Source organism: Entomospira culicis, assembly GCF_028748145.1.
GTDB classification, from domain to species: Bacteria; Spirochaetota; Spirochaetia; order WRBN01; family WRBN01; genus Entomospira; species Entomospira culicis.
In genome coordinates, this window is sequence record NZ_CP118181.1 from 788418 (window position 1) to 810607 (window position 22190).

The 22190-nt window shown below is 42.2% G+C and carries 22 protein-coding genes; 8 read left to right on the top strand and 14 right to left on the bottom strand.

The window, feature by feature from the left end; all coding sequences use genetic code 11:
* Positions 1 to 98: 98 nt before the first annotated feature.
* The 7 genes from PVA46_RS03790 to corA all read right to left on the bottom strand — a co-directional run bounded on the left by PVA46_RS03790 (position 99) and on the right by corA (position 7459).
* Positions 99 to 1034: an AAA family ATPase gene (locus PVA46_RS03790; protein WP_167695428.1), complete on the bottom strand. Its 936-nt coding sequence runs from the start codon at positions 1032 to 1034 to the stop codon at positions 99 to 101.
* An 18-nt stretch (positions 1035 to 1052) separates the two neighbouring features.
* The gene (locus PVA46_RS03795) at positions 1053 to 1571 is read right to left on the bottom strand and encodes a hypothetical protein (protein ID WP_167695429.1); all 519 of its coding nucleotides are present in this window, start codon (positions 1569 to 1571) and stop codon (positions 1053 to 1055) included.
* Positions 1571 to 2683: an LIC_12708 family protein gene (locus PVA46_RS03800; RefSeq protein WP_167695430.1), complete on the bottom strand. Its 1113-nt coding sequence runs from the start codon at positions 2681 to 2683 to the stop codon at positions 1571 to 1573. Before PVA46_RS03800 ends, PVA46_RS03795 begins: the two co-directional genes overlap by 1 nt.
* Positions 2676 to 3986 carry a mechanosensitive ion channel family protein gene (locus PVA46_RS03805; protein ID WP_167695431.1) on the bottom strand — a complete coding sequence of 437 codons (1311 nt, stop codon included), beginning with the start codon at positions 3984 to 3986 and terminating at the stop codon, positions 2676 to 2678. The genes PVA46_RS03800 and PVA46_RS03805 overlap by 8 nt, the downstream gene beginning before the upstream one ends.
* Complete coding sequence (locus PVA46_RS03810; RefSeq protein ID WP_167695432.1) at positions 3937 to 5181, bottom strand: M23 family metallopeptidase; 1245 nt, start codon at positions 5179 to 5181, stop codon at positions 3937 to 3939. The genes PVA46_RS03805 and PVA46_RS03810 overlap by 50 nt, the downstream gene beginning before the upstream one ends.
* Before the next feature lie 221 nt (positions 5182 to 5402).
* Positions 5403 to 6332, bottom strand: coding sequence for a LysM peptidoglycan-binding domain-containing M23 family metallopeptidase (locus PVA46_RS03815; protein ID WP_167695433.1), 930 nt, complete (start codon positions 6330 to 6332; stop codon positions 5403 to 5405).
* Complete coding sequence (corA, locus tag PVA46_RS03820) at positions 6323 to 7459, bottom strand: magnesium/cobalt transporter CorA (protein ID WP_167695434.1); 1137 nt, start codon at positions 7457 to 7459, stop codon at positions 6323 to 6325. The genes PVA46_RS03815 and corA overlap by 10 nt, the downstream gene beginning before the upstream one ends.
* A gap of 124 nt (positions 7460 to 7583) precedes the next feature.
* Here corA and PVA46_RS03825 point away from each other — a divergent pair, with 124 nt between their 5' ends.
* Positions 7584 to 8072 (top strand): hypothetical protein, encoded by a 489-nt coding sequence (locus PVA46_RS03825; protein ID WP_167695435.1) that lies wholly within the window; start codon positions 7584 to 7586, stop codon positions 8070 to 8072.
* 547 nt (positions 8073 to 8619) lie between these two features.
* On the opposite strand, the gene PVA46_RS03830 is transcribed toward PVA46_RS03825, so the two are convergent.
* The 3 genes from PVA46_RS03830 to nrdE all read right to left on the bottom strand — a co-directional run bounded on the left by PVA46_RS03830 (position 8620) and on the right by nrdE (position 12442).
* On the bottom strand, positions 8620 to 9063 hold the full coding sequence (locus PVA46_RS03830) for a GNAT family N-acetyltransferase (RefSeq protein ID WP_167695436.1): 444 nt from the start codon (positions 9061 to 9063) through the stop codon (positions 8620 to 8622).
* 175 nt (positions 9064 to 9238) lie between these two features.
* Positions 9239 to 10312 (bottom strand): ribonucleotide-diphosphate reductase subunit beta, encoded by a 1074-nt coding sequence (locus tag PVA46_RS03835; RefSeq protein WP_167695437.1) that lies wholly within the window; start codon positions 10310 to 10312, stop codon positions 9239 to 9241.
* Positions 10313 to 10324: 12 nt separating this feature from the next.
* Positions 10325 to 12442 (bottom strand): class 1b ribonucleoside-diphosphate reductase subunit alpha, encoded by a 2118-nt coding sequence (gene nrdE, locus PVA46_RS03840; protein WP_167695438.1) that lies wholly within the window; start codon positions 12440 to 12442, stop codon positions 10325 to 10327.
* A gap of 160 nt (positions 12443 to 12602) precedes the next feature.
* On the opposite strand from nrdE, the gene PVA46_RS03845 reads away from it, so the two are divergent.
* From PVA46_RS03845 to PVA46_RS03855, 3 genes are all read left to right on the top strand, one after another.
* Positions 12603 to 13190 carry a hypothetical protein gene (locus PVA46_RS03845; protein WP_167695439.1) on the top strand — a complete coding sequence of 196 codons (588 nt, stop codon included), beginning with the start codon at positions 12603 to 12605 and terminating at the stop codon, positions 13188 to 13190.
* A 67-nt stretch (positions 13191 to 13257) separates the two neighbouring features.
* Positions 13258 to 14565 (top strand): NCS2 family permease, encoded by a 1308-nt coding sequence (locus tag PVA46_RS03850; protein WP_167695440.1) that lies wholly within the window; start codon positions 13258 to 13260, stop codon positions 14563 to 14565.
* Positions 14566 to 14607: 42 nt separating this feature from the next.
* The gene (locus PVA46_RS03855) at positions 14608 to 15186 is read left to right on the top strand and encodes a GNAT family N-acetyltransferase (protein WP_167695441.1); all 579 of its coding nucleotides are present in this window, start codon (positions 14608 to 14610) and stop codon (positions 15184 to 15186) included.
* 1 nt (position 15187) lies between these two features.
* Here the strand turns inward: PVA46_RS03855 and PVA46_RS03860 are convergent, their stop codons facing one another.
* Positions 15188 to 16531, bottom strand: coding sequence for a PTS transporter subunit EIIB (locus PVA46_RS03860; RefSeq protein ID WP_167695442.1), 1344 nt, complete (start codon positions 16529 to 16531; stop codon positions 15188 to 15190).
* Between the two features lie 114 nt (positions 16532 to 16645).
* Here PVA46_RS03860 and PVA46_RS03865 point away from each other — a divergent pair, with 114 nt between their 5' ends.
* The 4 genes from PVA46_RS03865 to ruvA all read left to right on the top strand — a co-directional run bounded on the left by PVA46_RS03865 (position 16646) and on the right by ruvA (position 19588).
* Positions 16646 to 17359, top strand: coding sequence for an NAD-dependent protein deacylase (locus PVA46_RS03865; protein WP_167695443.1), 714 nt, complete (start codon positions 16646 to 16648; stop codon positions 17357 to 17359).
* Positions 17360 to 17439: 80 nt separating this feature from the next.
* Positions 17440 to 18018, top strand: a complete 579-nt coding sequence (locus tag PVA46_RS03870) for a hypothetical protein (RefSeq protein WP_167695444.1) — start codon at positions 17440 to 17442, stop codon at positions 18016 to 18018.
* Positions 18019 to 18046: 28 nt separating this feature from the next.
* Positions 18047 to 18994: a calcium/sodium antiporter gene (locus tag PVA46_RS03875; RefSeq protein WP_167695445.1), complete on the top strand. Its 948-nt coding sequence runs from the start codon at positions 18047 to 18049 to the stop codon at positions 18992 to 18994.
* 12 nt (positions 18995 to 19006) lie between these two features.
* Positions 19007 to 19588: a Holliday junction branch migration protein RuvA gene (gene ruvA, locus PVA46_RS03880; protein ID WP_167695446.1), complete on the top strand. Its 582-nt coding sequence runs from the start codon at positions 19007 to 19009 to the stop codon at positions 19586 to 19588.
* On the opposite strand, the gene radA is transcribed toward ruvA, so the two are convergent.
* The 3 genes from radA to phoU are packed head-to-tail and all read right to left on the bottom strand — an operon-like array spanning position 19572 to position 22184.
* Entirely contained in the window at positions 19572 to 20957 is a 1386-nt protein-coding gene (radA, locus tag PVA46_RS03885; RefSeq protein ID WP_167695447.1) for a DNA repair protein RadA, read from the bottom strand. The two genes, ruvA and radA, sit on opposite strands and share 17 nt — an antisense overlap.
* A 15-nt stretch (positions 20958 to 20972) precedes the next feature.
* Entirely contained in the window at positions 20973 to 21497 is a 525-nt protein-coding gene (locus PVA46_RS03890) for an NAD(P)H-dependent oxidoreductase (RefSeq protein WP_167695448.1), read from the bottom strand.
* Positions 21498 to 21503: 6 nt separating this feature from the next.
* The gene (gene phoU / locus PVA46_RS03895) at positions 21504 to 22184 is read right to left on the bottom strand and encodes a phosphate signaling complex protein PhoU (RefSeq protein WP_167695449.1); all 681 of its coding nucleotides are present in this window, start codon (positions 22182 to 22184) and stop codon (positions 21504 to 21506) included.
* Between the last annotated feature and the right edge of the window lie 6 nt (positions 22185 to 22190).

A 22190-nucleotide genomic window follows, 5' to 3' on the forward strand; every position in this document is an offset into this window, starting at 1 on the left:
TAATTTTAGTAAAAGAGAAAAGACAAAGAGTATCACGGCGATAAACATAAAGATAACGCCGTGTAGAGATCGTAAAGAAATTTTTCTATAGCGAGACATTAGTGTCGTAAAATCTCCCGCCAATTAGCCGAATAGATATCTAATATAATTTTACTTAAATCACTCTGTGCATGTTGCGCCTTCATTCGGTGGGGCAGTGCGATCGGAAGAATCTCTTTAATATCTTCATCAATCACAAATGCGCGATGCTTGAGAAGAGCAAGTGCTTTTGCCGCATGAATTAATTGTATTGCAGCGCGTGGCGAAGGCCCCAGTAAGATCTCTTCATGTTTTCGACAGTCATGCATGATTTTTGCCACTAACTGCAAAATTCCATCACTACATTCAATCGTATGGACGGCTTGTTTAATGGCTCGAATTTCTGTGATGTCCATACTCTGCACCTCTTTTTCTAAATAAGATTTAGTTAAGGCTATTTGTAGAAGCACCTTCTCGTCCTCTAAAGAGGGATAACCCATGGTGAGTTTAAAGAGAAATCGATCTAATTCTGCGATGGGTAATGGATAGGAGGCATCTGTATCAACAGGATTTTGCGTGGCAATCACAAAAAAAATATCAGAAAGTTGATGCGTTTGGTTGCTAATTGTTACTTGTCGTTCTGCCATGGCTTCTAGTAGCGCACTTTGTGTACGCGGATTTGCCCGATTCAGTTCATCGGCTAATATAATATCTGCAAAAATAGGCCCTTGTTCAAAACGAAAAGATTGATTTTTTGCATCATAAAATTCGACACCAGTAATATCATAGGGCAAGAGATCGGGAGTGCATTGAATGCGTGAAATTTTCGCCCCACTAATCGTATGTCCCAAAGCTTTCGCTGTAGTCGTTTTCCCCAGTCCTGGCACGTCTTCGATGAGTACATGCCCACCTGCGAAAAATCCCACCAAGAGATAATCGATAAATTGAGATTTACCAATGATAACATTATTCATCTCTTGTTTAAGATGGTCGATTTTATTGTATATATCTTGCATTTTTATTAAACAAATCCTTTAGATCGTTTGAATTAACGTAGTTATTTCTTGGTTAACCCCACTTTTTATCCTTACATATAAAGTTGCTCCAGCAATTGCCGGCTCTCGATGTCTAAGACTAAGATACTCTTGTTCTGCTGACCAAAGTTTAGCATCTTCTATTTGATAGCGAGCAAAATATTCATCAGCACCTTCCCAAAAAAATTCAATCACCAGCGGTAATATTCGTGTCATATCATCTTGCTGTCGATAGATTTTTACATCAATATTTACAATCTCTCCAGTGAAATATGTACTTATATTATAGGGATTTAATTGCTCTGATAGTGTGCTGGATGGCTGTAGCAGTTTTTGATAAAAATGAACCCCAAAACCAATTACGACAATGAAGGTGAGATTGAGAAACACCAATTTTCTCGAACGTTTGCGTAAGGTAAGCAGAGAAGGGCGCTCTCGATTATGGTAATAGCCATCTTTTGGCGTATAATGATAATAATTACTCTCACCAATGCCACGTGTTTCTCTATTTTTATGCATTAAGATACCTCTCCTTTAAAGTATTGATCCGTGCGCCACCAAGAGAATTGTGCAAAGCGATTTTCTATGCTCATGACCCCAACTAAGCCATTAGTGGCTAAAAATAATTGACTATGGAGCGTCGGGAAATCAGAAATAGGTAATAATAAATTAAATTCTTGTGTTAATTCAAGATTATTTAATCCACCTTTCGGGCTGTAAAGAAGAATTTTATAGACACTATTCATAAAATCAAATGCATAAAAATAAATATTCCCTTCTCGGTCATTCCCCAAAATCGAGTAGGGGAAGGTCTGATTCAATGGCTCTATCTTTATCTTATCTAAAATAATTTGATCGACCACATGATAAAGGATAATCGTATTGGTTGAGGTCAAAAAATCACTGGTATTGATATAAAGAATATCAGGATTAAGCGGAGAGGGGTGAATTTCATTAATATACACCGATGAATCCTCGCTGGAGAAGAGGCTTTCGGTAATGGGGTCGGCAATATACGCGACTTCACCCTGACTAGAAAATCGATTAATAAACCAGCTCTCTTCGTCCCGACTAATGATAGTCGCCTCATCTTTTAGAGAAAAATGAATGCTTCGCACGAAAGGAAACGGTTCGCCAGAAACCCCATTTTCTCCCAAAAAATATTGATAATTCCCTTTATCGCTAAAGACTTTAATAATACGCCGATGAGCACCTCGCGCGTTATATTTCTCTTGGGTGAGCGTTCGATCCACCACATAAATTCGACCAGATGCATCAACATTAATTAACTCAATTTGAGAAAAGTTGTGCTGAACCGTCCCTTCTGGAATGATCTTTTGCAAAGGAATATTGAGTGAAGGTGTATAAATTAAGGATAAAATATCACCATTATTAGAGAATTTCATAATTTTACCAAGATTACTATTATAGACGTAAAAAAATCCATCCTGTATCACAAATCCAGAACTCGAGGTAAGTCGTATCTGATTACGATCGAAAAAATCCATTTCATCCTCAAAAACACCCAGTTGAAGCTGAAACAAATCCTGTCTATCCAGCGTATATTCCTTTACTTTACAGCTTAACAAAAATATCCCGCTCAGTAATAATAGCCGTAATCGTTTACTCACCTGCCATCTCCGTTAGCATTTTTCTTACAGGTACCGCAAGATCAATGTTCATCTCTTTAAGCAACGCTAAAATATCCACATTGATAGCTTGACCTTGCTCCACATAGACATTATAGCTTAAATCTAGTTGTCGATACACAATTTTAATGGAAAATCCTGTAGATAGAATATCTTCAAAAAAAATCATCGGTGGAGAATCTGGATCGGTGAGTGTGGGATATTTTTCCGCAAAAAGCTTCTTCAGTGCCTCAATGAAGCGAAGAATTTTTTCGGGAGGCGTATCCAGCGAAAGAAGCAAGATGATATCACGTCGTAAATTGGGTCGGCTGGTAACATTATTGATCGCGACATTTGCAATGACCTGATTGGGTACGGTCGTGAGTTGACCATTAAGGAGTCGAACACGGGTGCTACGAAAACCTATTGTTTCGACAACACCGTCAATTTGATCAATTTGCACGCGTTCGCCAATTTTGAACGGCTTATCGAACATAATCGTAAAGCCTCCGAAAATATTCTTAAGGAGATCTTGACTCGCCAACGCGATTGCCGCGCCACCAATTCCTAATCCTGCGATAATCGCGGAGAGCGACTCTTTGCTAAATATTGGTAAAATAGAAGCTAAAACAAGGACAATTAAGAGTGCCCGTAAAGAGAGCGAAATCCCTTGCGCAGCGGTAATATCCAGTGTAGAGGGCGTTTTGCACAGTGGCGAGACCATATAGGCATATAAGAGCTTAATCATGTGATGCAAAAAGAGCGCCCAAGAGAAAATAATCAATATTTTTTGCGTCGTGCCTAAATAAAAGAGAAACGTTGCCGGCAGAGCGAAGTGTTGCATTAAAAGGAGTAGCGCATAACTTATCGAGAGTAATCGCAATGGCCATCCTATACCCTTATAGATATAATCAATAACGAGGAGCTCAGCACTTTGAGGCGGAGTCTCTTTTGCGATTTTATCAAATAGGATACTTAAATGAAACCCTAGCAATACGCTTAACAGCATTAATCCCAAGATAACAATCTTGGTGTTCATAAACACTATAAGAATAAGCAATATTGCCGTGAGAAGATAGGTAAAAAAGAATGTATATCTTAAATATTTTAGATATCTATTCATTTTTTCTTTAGACAACGCCAATAGGGGACGACGCGTAAGTGCCACCCATAGGGAGAGAAGCATCAGCCCCAGAAAAAATCCGATAAAGTAAGGGCTGGATTGGAGTAACTGTTCGCTCGAGGGCGTGTTGTTATTAGGAAAAATATGGCTCCACGGTGCGAATGTGCTCTTTAAATCGTTCAAGTTGTTCTCCTTTAAGCTCAATACCACTGCTCATTGTGTTTACTATTGTTCTGGGATTGCGTCTTACACCATTGACCCAAACTTCATAATGAACATGAGGACCTGTTGACATCCCAGTACTACCAACATAACCAATGGTTTGTCCCTGCTTCACCCTTGCTCCAACTGGCGCCGATGCGGCAAAAGATGACATGTGTGCATAGAGAGTCATCAAGCCATTATTATGTTGAACTTTAACGTAGTTTCCATAGCCTTTGGGATCCCAGCCACGGTGAATGACCACGCCATCACCCGCGCTCATGATGGGGGTGCCTTTAGGCGCGGCAAAATCTAATGCAGGATGAAACTCACTATATCCGTAGACAGGGTTGCGACGCGCAGAGTAGCCTGAGGTGAGACGACCTCCTTGCACCGGCATCAAAAGGAGAGCTTTTTTCAGGCTACTACCATCACGATTAAAGTAGCCAACCTCCCCAGGTTCGTATTCAAAACGGAAAGATTCGTTTACGCCTTGTTGCGTTACCAATTTGGCGGCAATAATATTACCCGAACGCACCGCATTACCATGGCTGTCAAAGTACTGTTCATAGATAAGATCAAATTGATCCTTTTCGCGAATATCACGCTGAAAGTCAACATTGAAGGCAAAGAGATCAAACATCTCCATGAGCTTGTTGGCAGGTGCGCCAGCAGCGATGCCATCGACATATAGACTAGAGGTTACCGTACCCGAGACAAGTTGTTGTTCCATCAAGATATATTCGCTAAATTGTTTAAGAGAAAAGCCTTGTTCGGTATTGCGTAGGGCTTGGGTGGTTTGCAACGTGCGATTTTCTTTAAGCAAGAGCGACTGAATAATCGGCGTATCCTCTTCCATGGCATAGGTGATGAGCACTTCTTGACCAACAGGAATGCGACGGAGATCGAAGCCAGTGCCAACCGTTGCCACCGCTTGATAGACACCTTGTGCATTGGGGAGTTGGCGTAAAATTGCATTAGCTAACACTTCTCCGTTACGAAGTGCGATTTGTGTCGAGTGAATCGCATCTTCCTCAAAGGTATGTTGAATCGGATTACTAATGATAATTTGGGCAGAAACCTCTCGGGTAAAGAGCGGGTAGAGAAGAAAAAGCAACGTGCTAAGACCTGCAATACTTCCCCAAAGAGAGAGTGCGAAAATTCTTTGACTTAACATCGTTTTATCTTTTCCCCTTTTTTTCGGGGAAGCAGTGGGCGTTTCACCAGAGGAGCGATACCACGGTTGATTGATTTTTTCTATATTATTGGATTTTTTTGACTTATTTTCTGGTGGCAATGCCATAAATTTCTCCATTTTGTACACGTAAGATTGAACGATGCAACATAGGTAGATATAACTAATGTAGATTTCGACCAAAAAAGTGATTAACTTTACGCTTAATTATTCACGAAAAAAGGTTTTGGATCAATAGGTTTTCCATATTTTCTTATCTCAAAGTGTAAATGTGGGCCTGTGGAGAGGCCGCTATTGCCACTGATGGCGATTTTTTGTCCGGCATGAATATTTTCGCCGACCTGAACAATGCTACGGGTGAGATGTCCGTAGATGGTTTCGAAACCTTGATCGTGTTGTAAAATGAGGTGATGACCTAATACGTCATTGTAGCCAACATAGCGAACGCGTCCCATTCTTGAGGCAAAGACATCTGATCCCATGGCTAGACGTAAATCGATACCGTTGTGATGGTGATAACTTTGGTGGGCGATAGGATCGATGCGTCGGCCATAGTCGCTGGTGATGATACGCTCGCCGGTAATGGGCCAGAGAAAGAAGCCACTTAAGAATGTTAAGCGCTCTTGCGTGCTAAATTTTTGATTAATGTATACATTAATATGCAAATCGCGCCTCTCTTCTGGATGATAATAAACCGCTGAAAATGGCATACGCTCTTCGGTATGCAAGCGCGATTTGATGGTTAAAAAAAGCGGTTCGGTCGTCTCATTGTATAAATATAGCGCGGGAATGTTCGGCAGTATCAAGAGAAATCCTTCCTCTAAAAGCGCAGGCGAGGCGAGGCGATTGAGGCTTGCAATACTATCATAGTTGAGATTGAGTCGGGCGGCGATAGTAAAGAGTGATTCGCCTTTTTGCGTTCGATAAAAGTAGAATTTGAGGGGTAAAATCTCCTTTTTTTGTGCGATACGCTGATAATTTATTTCGATATCTTTGAGCAAGAGCCGAAAATTTTCATCCTCTTTACTCAAGCGCTTAATCGTCTCCAACTCCTGCGATGCACCGATCTGCACCATGATCCCCAACAGAATCGCCCAGAGAACCCATCTTACTTTGAAAAATATTATATCCACTTTTTCTTCTTCATATAAAGCGTAATGCCTACGCCAACGGTAATCATTAATCCCCAAACCGCTATGTAGCCATACTGCCACTCAAGCTCAGGCATCTTGGCGAAATTCATGCCATAAACCCCAACAATAAAGGTAAGTGGAATAAAGACTGTGGAGACCACCGTGAGGGTCTTCATGATTTGGTTGAGCTTTTGATCGGAGAGCGAATAGTAAAGATTCATTAAGTTATTGAGGCTATCGCGATGAAAATTGAGGTTCTCCACTAGCTTAAGGACATGATCGCCGACATTGGCGAAGTATTTACTGCTCTGGTCGTCCTCAAAGGTCATTAGGCCATTACGCAAGAGTAACAACACTTCACTCAACGGTACAACCTCATGGCGAATCAAGAAGAGATATTGATTAAATGTATACATGTGTTCAATTAAGTCTGAACTATACGAACGAAAGAGCAGATTACTCAAGTGTTCGATTTCGTCGCTTAGCACATCCATGAGGGTAAAGTATTGATCGACTAAGGTATCGAGTAAAAAGTAGAGAAGAAAGTCGGTGCGGATGCGTGGAAGTATCTTACGAAATGAGCTTAAGATGCGCTTTTTCTGGCTAGCAAAGATGTCATACTCGGAGTGCTGTAGGGTGAGAAGTAACCAATTATTAATAAGAATGGAGACCTTAGCATGCTCAAACGAGCGTGCAACGTCGCTTTTCTTGGAGAATTGATAAAATGCTTGTAGTGTCAAAAAGCCATAATCATCAAAGTCTTCCAACTTAGTGCGCAAGGTAGCGTCGGTAAGATTATCTTGCGTCATCGGGTCCAGAGGAAAGAGCGTGCTTAACCGTTTAATCAACGCCTCATTGCTCTGCATACCGCGCACGTCTACCCAGACGAAATCTTGTAAGGGCTTCTCCATTTTTAACGTGTGAAGCCTCTGAACCTGCGCTATAAGTAAATCCTCGCTGGCAATGGTGAGCTCCTCAAAGGCATTCATGTTACTATCATATCGGATAAGAGAATACTCATTTTTCCCCTGAATATCCGAAGCATCTACCACCAACGATGGGCTAACATGCAATGATTGCTCCGTTTTAATAATGACACGCTTACGCCGAATCTTTCGCTTTTTCATACAACTCCTTTCTCTCCTTTTCGACCACTTTTACACACGTCTAAAGTATACAATGTTTCGATCATTTTGTGAACCGTTTTTGTTCAATATTGACACTAAAGTACCAATCAGCTAAGATACTTTTATGAAGAAAGAAAATATAACCATTAAACGCGTAATTAAATATCTAATGCTTATCATTTTGGTGGGAGTTTTGGCGTTTGGTGCCTATTTGGGTTATAGTGTATGGATGATAGTGAAAGTTTTGGATACTCCCTATGAGTGTTCTTATTATGTGCTAAAACAAGAGTCTGGTTATCCCGCACCATGTAATCATTATTTAGCTAATAAAGGAGTTTTATTGGATCGTAGTAACTCTCGTCGTAGAGATGGAACTTTAGTTAGGCTTGGTCTGATATCTGATGCAAATTGTGTGAGATATATTTTAGATGAAATCAATCATTATGCGTGGCGAAAGAGTGAGTATGATACGATCTATCTCAAATCGGGTGCTGATTATTACCATTTTGATATAGAGACACACGTACTCACCCCGATAACCGATAAATTTGCCTTTGACGCGCTGGGATTAACTTGGTATCGATCTTATAAATCAGGGCGACAAGGCCGCTAACATTTAGAATATAAGGAGACCTAACATGGCAAGAATGACAAAAATATTTAAGATTATCGGTATGAGCGTGGGAGCATTGGCACTTATTTTTTTATGGTGATGACTGTTCTTTACTTTACCCTTATTGATGTTGTTTTAACCCCCAATCTCGTTTATCGTACGAAGATCGAATATGATCATGTTAATAAAATTGTATACGTAAAAGCTACGGTGAGTACATCAGCTCCCTCTCATATCTACGATATTCAGATAAAGCAGCGAGGGGATCGGGTGGTTATTAAGGCATATACAAATTATGCTCGATATGGAGGTTAGTGAGAGTGAACGAAGAGTTAGGTTTGATATACCCATAGAGGTAGGTGAATCGATTAATTATATTCAGCTTGGTCGTAGAAAAAAGTATACCATTTGGTCGCGAGAGGAGCAAGCCAGCCAAGATCCTCAAGCAGAAAGGGGAGAGTAATCTATGCTATATTATTTATCGATGATGCTTTGCCTAGATAGTGCCAGTGTTATTTCCGACACTATCTAGGCAAGAGTGTAGTAACTAATAATAGTGCACCATCTGGCGCTCTTTCTCTTTGAATCCACACTTTTGGTAGAACGGTTGATTCTTGACGTCCGCATCTAAAATGACTTTGTAACAGCCCGCCTTCTTGGCAAGCTCTGTAAGTTTTTCGACAATCTGCATACCTAAGTGTTTACTGCGTAATGACTTTGTAACCACGACATCTTCAATATGTCCAACTGCCGATGCGCCATGAATCAATTTGGGTTCGATAAAAAGCGTACCGCTGGCGATAATTTTTTTATCATCAAGATCCTCAATCACCATGATAACATGTTCTTTATTTAGTTTTGCCACAAACGCGTTAAATATTTCTGGAGTAATTTTCTCTTGATTTACCTCAGTGAGCTCTGCTAAAAGACCCAAATACCCTTTGTTATAATCATCACTTACCAATGAACGCAAGAAGATATGTTCTAGCATTAATTCGTTCTCCTTTTTTGTTTCTGTTAGGTTAAGCGATTTTTGTATTTGTGTCAAGTATTTATTTGAAAACATGAAGAATAAACATAATAGTAATTCTGTCTAGTTATGTCCTATAATCTAGAAGTAGACAGCTTCGATCTTGCTCCTAGATTATATTTATTACTTAACTTAATTAAAAATCAAACTCTTCTTCATCTTTTAAAAGATCTTTCTCATCCAGTGTAACATTGGATGAGTGCATGTAGCCATTACCGACCATCGAAAACATGTCGACATCTTTGGACTTACTTAAGAGCCCGTTCATCACCATCGGGTTGATGCGCTCCTCTTGCACATGAAAGTAACTGGGAAGGCGCAAATTTTTGAGCGCTTTGTCGGCGTTGTATTGCGTAAATAAAATAATTTCATCTACCAAATGCACCTGCGTATAGAGCTCACGGATCAACTGCTCTTGATACAAGTAAAGCTCCTTCATAAAATCGATTGCCCAAGCATAAAGCTCTTCTTGTAGCTTGTGACTAAAGGATTGATAGAGCGGTTGCGCCAGTGTTCCGATAATGAGTCCGTGCACTTGTTCATCGCGAATGATTAGGTGGATGATCTCGCCGGCTCCGGTAAGGCGACTATGCGCTGCATGAAAGAGCGGATAGAAGAATCCCGAGTAGAAGAGCCACGTCTCCAAGTAAACCGAGGCTACCATCGCCTTCCAGCGTTTAATGGGGTTTTGTAGATCTTCCTTAAGACAGATATATTGACGTAAAATCAAATTGATAATCGACTGTGGTGTCTTTTGCGTATTGACCCAAGCAAAGAGCTCTTCCTCCTCGATTGGGCTTAGGAGTGTTTGAAAGATATTGGAGTAAGACTTGGCATGAATAAAATTTTCACTCATCCCCATAAAATTGAGAATAGCCTTGGCATGATGCTCCTCTTCGTCTAACGAGAGCGCGATGGTTGCTACGCCGAGGTCGCCTTGGTAGGTATCGAGCATGGTTAAAACGGCCAATCCTTTGACATAACAGTCGCGCTCGTGAGGTAAAAGTTGAGGCCAATCATCCTTATCGCGTGCGATGGCAACGTCTTCGGCGAACCACAGTTGACTCTTCAATTGCTCCCATCCAAGAAGCAAAAAGTGATCCTTAGGTAACGCGTTCCAGTTCACCGCCGTACGCTTAGATCCAATCAATTGATGAAAGCGTTCTCGCTCTTCTTCCTTTTGTTGTAATAGATTATTTTGGGGTTTCATGCAAATCTCCTTTTAAATTTGACAAACCAAGCACTCTTCTAACTGTGCCTTGTTAATGCGAATGTAATACATCGATTTGAGCCCTTTAGCATGCGCATAGAGCATCGTATTGACTAAATCTGTGGCTCGAAAGCATGAGGAATGCACACAGACTTCAAAGGAAATTCCCTGATCCACATGCTTCTGAATCACCGCAAGCGTATCGATGATCTGCTTCTTTTTAATATCGTATGCCGAAGCGTATCGCTCCAGACAGCCCTCCTTATCGAGATGTGGCGCAGGATAAAAGGTACGCGATCGACTATAAACTCGCTCCTCAATGATATTCTTTACAGGAGTAACACTTGGCGTTGCCGACATAATGTAAGCAATCGATCCCGTCGGGGCAATCGCCAGACGATAGGCGTTATAGAGACCAAATTCCTTTACTTCCTGTGCAAGATTTTGCCAATCCTCATCGCTGGGCAGTGAGGTGATTGACGTAAAAAGTTCTTCGACTTGGGGATAACATGGATAGATCGCCCCACGATCGACAAAGTAGCGCCCATCGGCATACCCCGAATCGGCAAAGCCATCGAACGCGCCCCACTTCTTCGCCAAATCACAAGAGGCACGTAGCGACCAATAATTGACCGCATTAAAAAAACAGTCCACAAAATTGAGCGTCTCGGCACTGCCATACTCCATATTGTGCTTCACCAAAAAGCCATGCAGACCCATCATACCAAATCCCACGCTATGGAGCTTGGCATTTCCTTCATGAATCGAGGGCACATGCGCCATCGCGCTCTTCTGGGTTACATGACTCATCAATTGCATTGCACTATAGAGCGTATCCCTAATGCTATCGTGCTCCATCATCGACTCAACATGCCCCGAAGACAATGTGCACGTAATATCCATACCGATACGATCTTCTTTTTCATGATAAAATCCATAATGAGAGAGCGTAGCAACCTGCATAATTTCCGTACAGAGATTACTCTGCTTGATGCTTCCAGGAATCATATTGACAGCGTTAGCGTTGTCGATAAAAAAGAGATATGGATAGCCACTCTGCGACCAACTCTGCACCATCGTCTCCATGACCAACGCTGGCTCCACCAAACGTTTTTTGATATGCGTATTGTTCACCAAGCGATCGTACCACTCATCCATATGCGCAACCACTTCGCTAAAGGGAACGCCATACTCCAAGGTAATCGAATGGGGATAAAAGAGATAAATCGGCTCTTTTGCCTTAAAGAGTTCGATAAATTTATTTGGCATAATCACCCCGATAGAGAGCGTGGTGAGTCGACTATCTTGATCGGTATTGATCTTCTTTGCGCTCAAAAATTCTAAAATATCCGCATGAAAGACAGGCAAGTAGATGACCCCTGCCCCCGGTCGTTGCCCTTGTTGATCCACATAGCGAAAGAGCACATCAAAAATTTTGGCTAACGGTAAAATGCCTTTTGAGGCGCCCTCATAACCATTAACAGGCTCGCCTCTAGCGCGAATGTTGCTAAAATTTATTGCCACCCCACCGCCTACTTTCGAGAGCTGTCCGGCAAAATCGATGGTGCGATTAATATCATTAAGACTATCGCCCATCTCCAACAAAAAGCAAGAGACAAATTCCCCACGTTGTTTGCGCCCAGTATTTAAAAGCGTAGGCGTTGCAGGGATAAAATCTTGTGCAATAAGACGTTGGATCATCATTTGAGCCAACGAAAAATCGCCATCGGCATGATACAGCGACACAATGCTTAGCCGATCAGAAAAGCTCTCCAAATACCGACCACTCGCCCGCTCTTTTACCAAATACTCCTGATAGGCCTTGGTTACGGCAGTGAATGATTTAAATCCACGAAAATGTTTCTTCGCGTAGGTAAAGATCGCTTCGATTTGCTCAAAGGTATACTTCGCTAAAAATTCGCGCTCATAGTAACCTTCGGCAACCATAAACTGCAATTGTCCAGCCAATGAGTTAAAAGGATAGGTATGATTTGCCACATGCTCCTCTAAAAAAGAGTGCACGGCGTCCCTATCTTTTTGTATGTTGTTTAGTTGTCGATGCATATCGACCAACTGACTATTAAGCAATAGCCAAACGTCCCCTTGATGCTTCTCCTCTATATGTTCCATAGAGTCCTCCCTTATGATTTCATAATAAGACAAAGATTAATGCATTCAAGGATATTGCCAATATACTCCCATTTGCTATCTAGGTGCAAGGGGGTGGCTTTGGGATAAAAACACAATTAATTCGCTAGAAATTTCTTTTTATTCATGCTAGAATCACAACATGACTCCTAAACAGAAAATAATACAAGCTATCCTTCTTAGCCTCTTTGGCTTATGGCTTCTTTTTACTCTCTATCTTACATTTGATCTTTATTATATTTATCATGGGACGCGCTTATCAGGCTTGGTGGTTGGCTTTAATGAACAGCTCTATCGACGCTATCAAAAAGGGGAGCTCCCCATTGAACCCCAAGAGAGAGGCTTTGCATCATACGATTATGGTCCATACAACCTTGTTGTCCAAGAAAAATCTAATAAATTCGGGGAGACACTCGTCACAGAATTTTATCGCTTTGCCAGAGTATCCAAGCAAAAACATTGCGTCGTTGTAGAGACACCTACAGAGTACTACCTCGTTGATAGCAAAGAGCGCACCGCGAAATCTCTCACGCCGAAGCAAGTATCAGCAATGAATTTAACCTTTAGCTACCCACGTGCAGCATTAAAGTACAATCAAGGGCCTGAATTATTTGTTACAATACTCTCTGTCCTTGCCTATACTTTATTTAGTATCCTCTTTATCCTGATACTTCGTCTCTTATTCACGCGGAATGTTGCGAAATCTGAAGGGAATAAGAAATCCACTTGACTCTTTTTCTCAATCTTGCTATAATTCAATCTTTCCTAAATTTTATCGAGAAAGAGTGAGGATCTGCATGATATTAGAAAAAATGTTTCACTTGCAAAAACGTAACACCTCGGTTAAGCAGGAGATGATCGCCGGACTAACGACCTTTATGACCATGGCGTATATCATCGTCGTCAATCCAGCTATCATGGGCGCGACGGGGATGCCCTTTGAGGCAGTCATGACCACCACGATTTTAGTGAGCATCTTTGCTACCACATTGATGGCATTTTTGGCAAACATGCCTCTAGCCCTAGCCCCAGGGATGGGATTAAATGCCTTTTTTGCCTTTACTGTCGTCGCAAAGATGGGTTATAGCTGGCAATTTGCCCTCACGGCGGTCTTTTTGGAAGGGATTATCTTTATCTTTTTATCCCTCTTTCGCATCCGCGAGGCAATCATCGAGAGCCTACCGCTGACCATTCGTAAGGCAATTAGTGTCGGTATTGGGCTCTTTATTGCCTTTATCGGCTTAACCAACGCACAAATTATTACGGTGGGAAATGAGTCGGTGCCCCTCTTTTTGGGTGATCTTATCCACAATCATGGTGCCCAACTAGCCTTGATCGGGTTGATTCTCACTGGCGCTTTGATGACGCTTCAGGTTAAAGGTGCGATCCTTATCGGGATTGTTCTCACTACGATTATTGGCATTCCGATGGGCGTAACTAGTCCCATTTCTGGCTCACCGGTAAGCATGCCAGCCTCGATTGCACCGATCTTTTTTCAATTTGAATGGCATCGTATTTTTAGTTGGGACATGGCCGTGATTCTCTTTACCATGCTCTTTGTCGACCTCTTTGACACCGCCGGCACTGTGATGGGCGTGGCAATGAAGGGTAAATTTATCCAAAAAGATGGGACGATTCCCAACGTTAAGGAGATCTTTCTCACCGATGCCATTGCAACTACCGTAGGGGCAATGTTCGGATCAAGCACGGTAACCACGTTTGTGGAGAGTTCTGCGGGTGTAAGCGTGGGAGGAAGAACTGGACTTACGGCGCTAACGGTTGCGGGACTCTTTACGATTAGCCTCTTTCTCTCCCCGCTCCTGATGATTGTGCCAGCAGCAGCCACGAGTCCAGCACTGATTTTGGTCGGGTTGCTGATGCTCTCGCCCATTTTAGAGATCGATCTGCACGACTTTAGTGAAGCGCTTCCGGCCTTTTTGGTGATGTTAATTATGCCCTTAAGCTACAGCATCAGCGATGGCTTAGCCTTTGGAATCATCAGCTTTGTCCTTATCAAACTCCTCACCAAAAACCACAAACAACTCAAACTTGCCACCGTCCTCCTTGCCCTACTCTTTTTGGCACGCTATATCTTTTTAACATAAATATCTCTTGATGAATTCTCCATAATCGGGTATCATATAAGCATGATGCCCGATCTCTTGACAACACGTTTACATTTACGCCCCTTCTTAGAAGAAGATTTACCCAGCATGTTTGCTCTCTACAGCGACCCCGCGGTGATGCACTTTCTCCCGCAATATCCTTTCGCATCGATGCAAGCCACAAAGGAGTATCTGCACGAGGTGATTTTTAGGCACTATCAACAACAGGATGCCTATTACTATGCACTGGTCAGACGTACCGATAATGCGTGGTTGGGCTTTATTAAGGTGAGTAATCTTGGCGATAGCAACGACTTGGGCTATGCACTTCGGCAAGATTTTTGGCGACAAGGCTATCTTGTAGAGGCTGGCTTGGCATTATTAGCGCACCTCAAAACGACCCCTCTGCCCTTTCTTACCGCAACGCATGATATCCTCAATCCAGCGAGTGGACGCGTGATGCAGAAGCTGGGTATGCGCTATCACTATAGCTATCAAGAGCATCTACCCATTAAGCAACAAGAGGTCGTCTTTCGCCTCTATCAATATAACCTGCAAGAAGATATGCCCGTCTATCGCACCTACGCCGATCGCTTTGACTCTTTTGTGGAATCTTTCTAAACTAGGGGCGCACCATCCATCGCTTGATAAAGATAACACCTAAAATAAACGCTCCTACATAAGCGAATAACACGCCAATAGCATAGAGTCGAATCATCGAGAGATCGCGTAATAAGAAGATTCCCAACCAACCCGATGCCCCCCACGCTACCATTTTTACCTGCATCACCGCAATCCATGCTCCGCCGATACCCGCGCCCAAGCCCGATAAGAGCAATGCGCGTGGCGTGGGTTGCGTTACATTATAGGTGAGCGGTTCGCCCATGCCGAGCATTGCCATGGGTAATGCTTTTTTCACATGATTAACCAACCCCACATTGCCCGTCGTCCGCGCCTTAACCCAGATCGCCATCGCCATGCCCACCTGTCCTGCTCCGGCCATCGCTAAGATGGGAAAGAGCGAGACTTGCCCCTCACGGGCAAGAAATTCCATCGCATAAAAGAGCACAAAGAGATGATGTATCCCACGACGCACTAACCAGAGAAACGTTGCGACAAAGAGATAACCCACCACAGCACGAATCATGAAGTGTGCATCGTAAAAAAGAAAAGAGATCACCCAGTTCATACCAAGCGTGCCCCCCAGTGCGAACGGTTGAAGAATAAATACGACCTGTAAAGTAATCAAAAGCGTAATCAAATTACTTAGAAGTAAATCCAGTACATTTGGCACAAATTTACGTACTAAGTGTCCTAACTTGGCCATAAAGTACGATCCGAATAAGGTTAATATTAAGATATTACCCAAAAAGGCTCTATCAGTTGGAGGGTCAACAAGAAAGAGAATTAAGACCAATAAGCCAAAACCCATCAACGGATGTGCGCCTAGCTCTTGACTGGAATAAAAAGCAACGCCCAATATCATTAACGTAGAAAAAAGAAAAGGGAAAATACTCCACGGCATGGGAGCGCTCTCCAGCATAGAAGCAGGCAAGAGTAGTGTGATAAAGTGGAGCATCCCAAACAGGGTCATCATGGGTAGCAGTGGAATGAAGATGGCGTGCAACTTTTTAAGCATCTTATTTAAGTCTCTCTGGATAGCAGCCAAAGCGCCATTAGCTTTTGGCGCGAGGGTCTCGGGCGATGTCGATGTACTCTTGAGCATACTCTGTAGCGCGGTATGGGTTTTTTGCGCGTGTCCTGCGCCCACAATCAGATGAATCTCGCCATCGGCTTGTTTTACCACGCTCATCACCCCCGAAATTGCTTCTAGCTCTTGCCAACCCACCACATCGTTCGCTCTCACTTTCATCCGCAAGCGTGTCATGCAGTGGGTCGCGCTCGTTAAATTCTCTTCGCCACCCAACGCTTTTAGGATCTCTTGTGCTAAAATTTCGTAATCCATCTTCGCTACCCTCTTTTCTCTTTTTACGATATAGAGTATTATAAGATAATCATCGATTTTTGTATAGATGCTTAGCACGCTTTTTTTGTATATTGTCATGTAATGGAGTTTTTTATGTCGATTGAGCAACTACAACTTGCAATGAATGAAGCCTCGTCCATCCTTTTTTTCGGCGGCGCAGGCGTCTCTACCGAGAGTGGCATTCCTGATTTTCGCAGTGTCGATGGTTTATACCATCAACATTATGCCCACTCCCCTGAAACGATTCTTAGCCACACCTTTTTTATGCAACAGCCCGAAATTTTCTATCAATTTTATCGAGAAAAGATGCTCTATCTCGATGCAAAGCCCAATATTACGCACACCTTTTTAGCCAAACTGGAAGCAATGGGCAAACTTCAAGCCATCGTTACCCAAAATATCGACGGCTTACATCAACTAGCTGGCAACAAAAAAGTCCACGAACTTCATGGCTCTGTCCACCGCAACCACTGTATGCAGTGCCAAGAATTCTACCCCATCGACGCTATTCTAAATAGCCAAGGCGTGCCTCACTGTCATTGTGGCGGCATCATCAAGCCCGATGTGATATTATATGAAGAGTCGCTCAACGAAACCGTGCTAGAATCCGCCATCCAAGCCATCACTCAAGCCGATCTCCTTATCGTGGGTGGCACTTCACTTACGGTCTATCCTGCTGCCGGACTCCTCCATTATCACCAAGGAAAAAATTTATTTATCATAAATAAAGATAGAGTTCCTCACGCATCCTCGGCCATCACCATCACCGACACCCTAGGGAACGTCTTCTCGTCTTTACGTTTATAACACAAAAAAATGCATCTTTCTCCAAATCTTTTGCTCTTTCCACTAGAAAATTTTTTAAAAATGTGTACACTATAGAGTATATGAAGTCGTATCGCTATAAAGGAAGCTGGCTATCTCTGCGTAAACAAAAGAGATTGCGCGCGCAAAGCATTGTGCCGTTATTCTCTAGCTATCGCATTAATCTTAAGCTAAATAAAATAAAGAAGCGCTATCACTTTACCTTTACTAACCCGCGAAATCTTACGGCATTTTCTCCCATTCAAGAGCTACGTTTTCCTCGTCTCTATCCGCAACTGGCTAAGACAGTCCAACAAGAAGATAAAAATTACTTCTTCATTGCGGGAATGATTGATCACTTACGCAACGGTGAAGCATTCTTTATTGGTATCAGTCAGCGTACACTCGAGTGGCTTGATATCTATACAGTGGATCATCAAGAGCATATCACGCACTATCGCTATCATATTTTTGATCGTTACTGGAAGGATACGCTACAACCTTACGAAGCGATGCAAATTCATGCGACCATTAATATTTATCTTGATGAAATTCTCTATCTTGTTGCACGCAACACCATCTACTCACCCTTTCGGGCGACGCTCAAGCTACCTAATCCCCATCAAGAGCCCTATAATCCCTACAAAATGATGCAAATATAACGCTATTTCAGGAGAATTGACTACCGTGATGACGCAAATACTCATTATTATTGCTACCCTGATTTTCCTCTTTCTTGGAGCAAATTTTTTTATAGATGGCGCTGTTGCTCTCGCCAAACGTTTAGGCATGTCTTCGCTTCTTGTAGGGGTCATTATTATTGGCTTTGGCACCTCCGCCCCAGAAATCATTGTCTCCATTTTTGCTGCCGTCGATGGCTCCTCGGGAATTGCGCTAGGCAATGCCTATGGATCTAACATCGTAAATATTGGCATTATTTTGGGTCTGGCCGCACTGATTAGTCCTATTTTAGTTCATCGTACCACGCTTTTTATCGAAATGCCCATTCTGCTGGGTATCTCCGCCTTGAGCTTTTTCTTTATGGCTAATGGCACACTCACCCGAATGGAAGCTGGTATCTTACTGCTGATTTTCCTCCTGTATATGAGTTACACGTTATTACAGAGTAAAAAGAGTCAAACTCATATGCATGAAGAGAAACCTGCACATCTTTTACCTTCATGGCGAACTGTTCTTTATCTTATTGGTGGACTCATCACACTGGTTATAAGTGCCAAATATTTTGTCTCCGCAGCCAGTCTATTGGCTAAAGATTTAGGGGTAAGTGATCTCGTCATTGGACTTACCATTGTCTCTCTTGGTACATCTTTACCCGAATTAGCATCCACGGTCATGGCTTCCATCAAACGTCAACACGATATGGCTTTGGGTAACATCATTGGATCTAACATCTTTAATACTTTAGTCGTCGTGGGTGTTGCGGGTATGATATCGCCTATTTACCGTATTGATAGAGAGATTATCTATCGCGATATTCCTGTGATGATTGCTTTTAGCATCTTTCTCCTCCTTTTCTCTATCTCTCGAAAAAAAGAACACCGTATTAACCGACTAGAAGGTACAATTTTTCTCTTAGGCTACCTTCTATACCTCTTATTACTATTTAAAAAAGTTTAAGATTGGATAGATATGATACAAAGTATTACAGGACAGATCACCGCCCTAGATGGTGAAAGTGCATCGTTACAAATGGGCGCGATTGAATGGCAACTCTCCATGAGTGGACAATCCCTCAGTCAGCTCAAAATTGGGGATGAGGTAAAAATTTATACCTATCTTCACCACAAGGAAGATAGCATGCAACTCTTTGGTTTTAAAGAACTTATGGAGCGTGAAATTTTTTTTCAACTCATCAAAGTTGACGGAGTTGGCCCTAAAGCAGCACTCAAAATTTTAACTTTTTTTACTCCCAAAGCCTTTCGAGAAGCGCTCAATGCCCCGGACGTCAAACTATTAGCAAAAGCCCCTGGGTTGGGAACAAAAACAGCACAAAAAGTGATGCTCGCCCTTAAAGGTAAACTTGATTTATCCGCGGAAAGTGGCGAAAATTCTGGTGGAAAAATAACCTACGACGAATTATTACAACCCCTTGTTGGTATGGGATTTGATAAAAAATCTGCCAGTGAAATTTTGTCTTCGGTAAGAAAAGATCTCGGAGAAAGCGCCAGTGAAGCAGAAATTCTACGCAAGGCGATTACCCTATTGAGTTAAGCGTATTTTGACTGCCTAACATCGCGATATCTCGCATAAGATCGCGCAAAGAGTGTTGACGATCGGAAAATTCCTCCAACGTATGGGAAAGTGGTAATGCTAAAAGTGTCGCTCCGGCAAAATGAGTAAACCCCAACTCTTCGCTCACCCGAACGCGCTTGCTCAACTGCGATGCCCAGCGCACCGATCCAGAAAGCGATAACTCACCACAAGCCACCAACGTATGTGGAAGTAAAATATTCAATCTTGCGGAGTAGAGCGAAAGGGCAATAGCTAAATCAATCGTAGGTTCTTGCAATTTAACCCCACCGGAGACATTCATATAAATATCATAGTCAGAAAAAGTTATGTTAAGGTACTTTTCTAAAATCGCACTTATACGAGCCACTCGTTGAGGATCAATGTGTTCACTATAAATACGCGAGAAATTTCCTTTAGCAGGTGTGATAAGGGATTGAATTTCATGAATAAAAATTCTTGATCCCTCTAAAAGAGAGACCATAATACTGCCCACCACACTCTCCTTCGCGGCGAATTGCTGATAAAAGTGTATGCTCATTTCGGTAAGCCCCACCTGCGTCATCTGAAAAATTCCTAATTCATCCACTGCACCAAAACGATTTTTAACCGCACGTAATAAGCGCAAATCCTGCTCGCCAGATTCAAAATAAAGTACCGTATCGACTAAATGCTCAATCACTTTGGGGCCAGCAATCGAACCATCCTTGGTAACATGCGCCACTAAAAAAAGGGCAATATCATGTATTTTAATATAACTTACAATCTCATGAACCGAACGTTTTACTTGATTGACTGTACCTGGTGTTAGACCAATCTCTACATCATAAAGAGTCTGAACACTATCAATAATAACGAGTTTTGGCGCAAGAGATTTAATAGTATGAAGCACGCCAGCCAAATCAGAACCTGCATAAATATGCATAGAGTGATCCACCCCCAGCCTTACCGCCCGCATCTTTACTTGACTGGCAGATTCCTCACCACTAATATAGAGTGTCGCGCCCTGCCCCCGAAAGTGATAGGCTATCTGCAACAAAAGCGTACTCTTTCCAATTCCCGGTTCACCCCCCAAGAGCATCGCCGATCCCGTAACGATACCGCCACCCAAAACTTGATCAACCTCTTTAAATCCAGAGCTAAGACGTGCCGTCTGCCCAATTTGGACATCAATTAAGTCGATAATACGATTCGTAAATTTCTCTTGAGAGACCATCGTTTTTAAAGAGGTATCCGCTTCACTCTCTTCCAAGGTATTCCAAGCTTCGCATTCAGGACAGCGCCCGCTCCATTTGAGTTGTACATATCCACAGGATCGACATTTAAAGTGTATTTTTTCTCTTTTTGCCATATGATTTAAATAAATTTAACTTTTAATCCATGACAAAAATTGATCTTGAGTCTCAACAATCCTCTCCTTGATATTAGCTAAGCGAGCGCTATCTAGGGCATAATGTCCAGTATAACGCATCCCACATTTATGGGCAAATCCCTGTATTTTTAAAAGATAAAATTCTATGGGATAAAGATTTAAACCACCAAGAGAATACATCTCGTGATTACCACCAAAAGAGATTGCGATACATAACTCTTTATTAATCATGGCTTTTTGCTCAAAGTAAAAATCTCGCGTAAATACATCCTCCAGCCACTTTTGCATTAGCCACGGTGTATCAAACCAATATACAGGATAGATCAAGATGATTTTATCCGCACTCTGCACAAGAGCACGTTCTTGTGCAATATCAAATTGACCATTCTGGTGTGCATGATCTAAGACATGCAACTTAACTTGTGGAAGGTGAGCTTGAATTTGGTCAAACCACGCTTTACTCACCTGCGATGATTGCCAATCTGGATGCCCAAAAACAACTAATGTATTATGTAACATAAAAAATTACTCCTCTAAATGATCGTCCAAAGCACGACGCTCTTTGGCGAATCGCCCCGTACGTACATACTCAATCCATTCTGATGCATTTGTAATATGATCGCCAATTTTTTCAAAATATTTAGCTATCGACAAATAGGTTACCCCTTCATCCACATACTGTGCATTTTCACGCATAATCGCCTTAAGTTCTTGTCTTGCTTGACGATATAGCTCATCCATTTGATCATCAAGGCGATCAATTTGGTCGCTAAGTTCTTCGCTTTGATGAGAAAAGAGATGTTGCAAAGTCGCCAACATTTGCACCGCAATGTCATACATTTTACGAAGCGTATCAATTCTATAATGCTGATATTCTCGCATAATAATTCGCTCCACCAAATGCGCAATATCCGCCGCCTGATCGCCAATTCGCTCCAACTCACCCGTCATTTTAAGCGTAGCAAGAACCAAGCGCATATCTTTAGCCAATGGTTGTTGGCGAATTAATGCCTCTAAACAGTGTTTATCAATCACAAGCTGTAATTGATCTACCGCTTCATCGTCTTCTTCCACTTGCTTTGCGATAGCAAGATCGCGCGCATCGAGTGCTTGCATCGCTTGTGCTAGCGCCTTGCTGGCGAGCATCGCCATTTTACTAATTTCCTCATTAAGTACCTTTAATGTACGCATAAAACTTTTTCGCATGTCATT

Excerpts from the sequence above, each read along its gene's own strand:
- PVA46_RS03790 (WP_167695428.1), bottom strand. The coding sequence starts at position 1,034 with ATGCAAGATATATACAATAAAATCGACCATCTTAAACAAGAGATGAAT.
- PVA46_RS03795 (WP_167695429.1), bottom strand. The coding sequence starts at position 1,571 with ATGCATAAAAATAGAGAAACACGTGGCATTGGTGAGAGTAATTATTAT.
- PVA46_RS03810 (WP_167695432.1), bottom strand. The coding sequence starts at position 5,181 with ATGTTAAGTCAAAGAATTTTCGCACTCTCTCTTTGGGGAAGTATTGCA.
- corA (WP_167695434.1), bottom strand. The coding sequence starts at position 7,459 with ATGAAAAAGCGAAAGATTCGGCGTAAGCGTGTCATTATTAAAACGGAG.
- PVA46_RS03825 (WP_167695435.1), top strand. The coding sequence starts at position 7,584 with ATGAAGAAAGAAAATATAACCATTAAACGCGTAATTAAATATCTAATG.
- PVA46_RS03830 (WP_167695436.1), bottom strand. The coding sequence starts at position 9,063 with ATGCTAGAACATATCTTCTTGCGTTCATTGGTAAGTGATGATTATAAC.
- PVA46_RS03835 (WP_167695437.1), bottom strand. The coding sequence starts at position 10,312 with ATGAAACCCCAAAATAATCTATTACAACAAAAGGAAGAAGAGCGAGAA.
- nrdE (WP_167695438.1), bottom strand. The coding sequence starts at position 12,442 with ATGGAACATATAGAGGAGAAGCATCAAGGGGACGTTTGGCTATTGCTT.
- PVA46_RS03845 (WP_167695439.1), top strand. The coding sequence starts at position 12,603 with ATGACTCCTAAACAGAAAATAATACAAGCTATCCTTCTTAGCCTCTTT.
- PVA46_RS03850 (WP_167695440.1), top strand. The coding sequence starts at position 13,258 with ATGATATTAGAAAAAATGTTTCACTTGCAAAAACGTAACACCTCGGTT.
- PVA46_RS03855 (WP_167695441.1), top strand. The coding sequence starts at position 14,608 with ATGATGCCCGATCTCTTGACAACACGTTTACATTTACGCCCCTTCTTA.
- PVA46_RS03860 (WP_167695442.1), bottom strand. The coding sequence starts at position 16,531 with ATGGATTACGAAATTTTAGCACAAGAGATCCTAAAAGCGTTGGGTGGC.
- PVA46_RS03865 (WP_167695443.1), top strand. The coding sequence starts at position 16,646 with ATGTCGATTGAGCAACTACAACTTGCAATGAATGAAGCCTCGTCCATC.
- PVA46_RS03870 (WP_167695444.1), top strand. The coding sequence starts at position 17,440 with ATGAAGTCGTATCGCTATAAAGGAAGCTGGCTATCTCTGCGTAAACAA.
- PVA46_RS03875 (WP_167695445.1), top strand. The coding sequence starts at position 18,047 with ATGACGCAAATACTCATTATTATTGCTACCCTGATTTTCCTCTTTCTT.
- ruvA (WP_167695446.1), top strand. The coding sequence starts at position 19,007 with ATGATACAAAGTATTACAGGACAGATCACCGCCCTAGATGGTGAAAGT.
- radA (WP_167695447.1), bottom strand. The coding sequence starts at position 20,957 with ATGGCAAAAAGAGAAAAAATACACTTTAAATGTCGATCCTGTGGATAT.
- PVA46_RS03890 (WP_167695448.1), bottom strand. The coding sequence starts at position 21,497 with ATGTTACATAATACATTAGTTGTTTTTGGGCATCCAGATTGGCAATCA.
- phoU (WP_167695449.1), bottom strand. The coding sequence starts at position 22,184 with ATGCGAAAAAGTTTTATGCGTACATTAAAGGTACTTAATGAGGAAATT.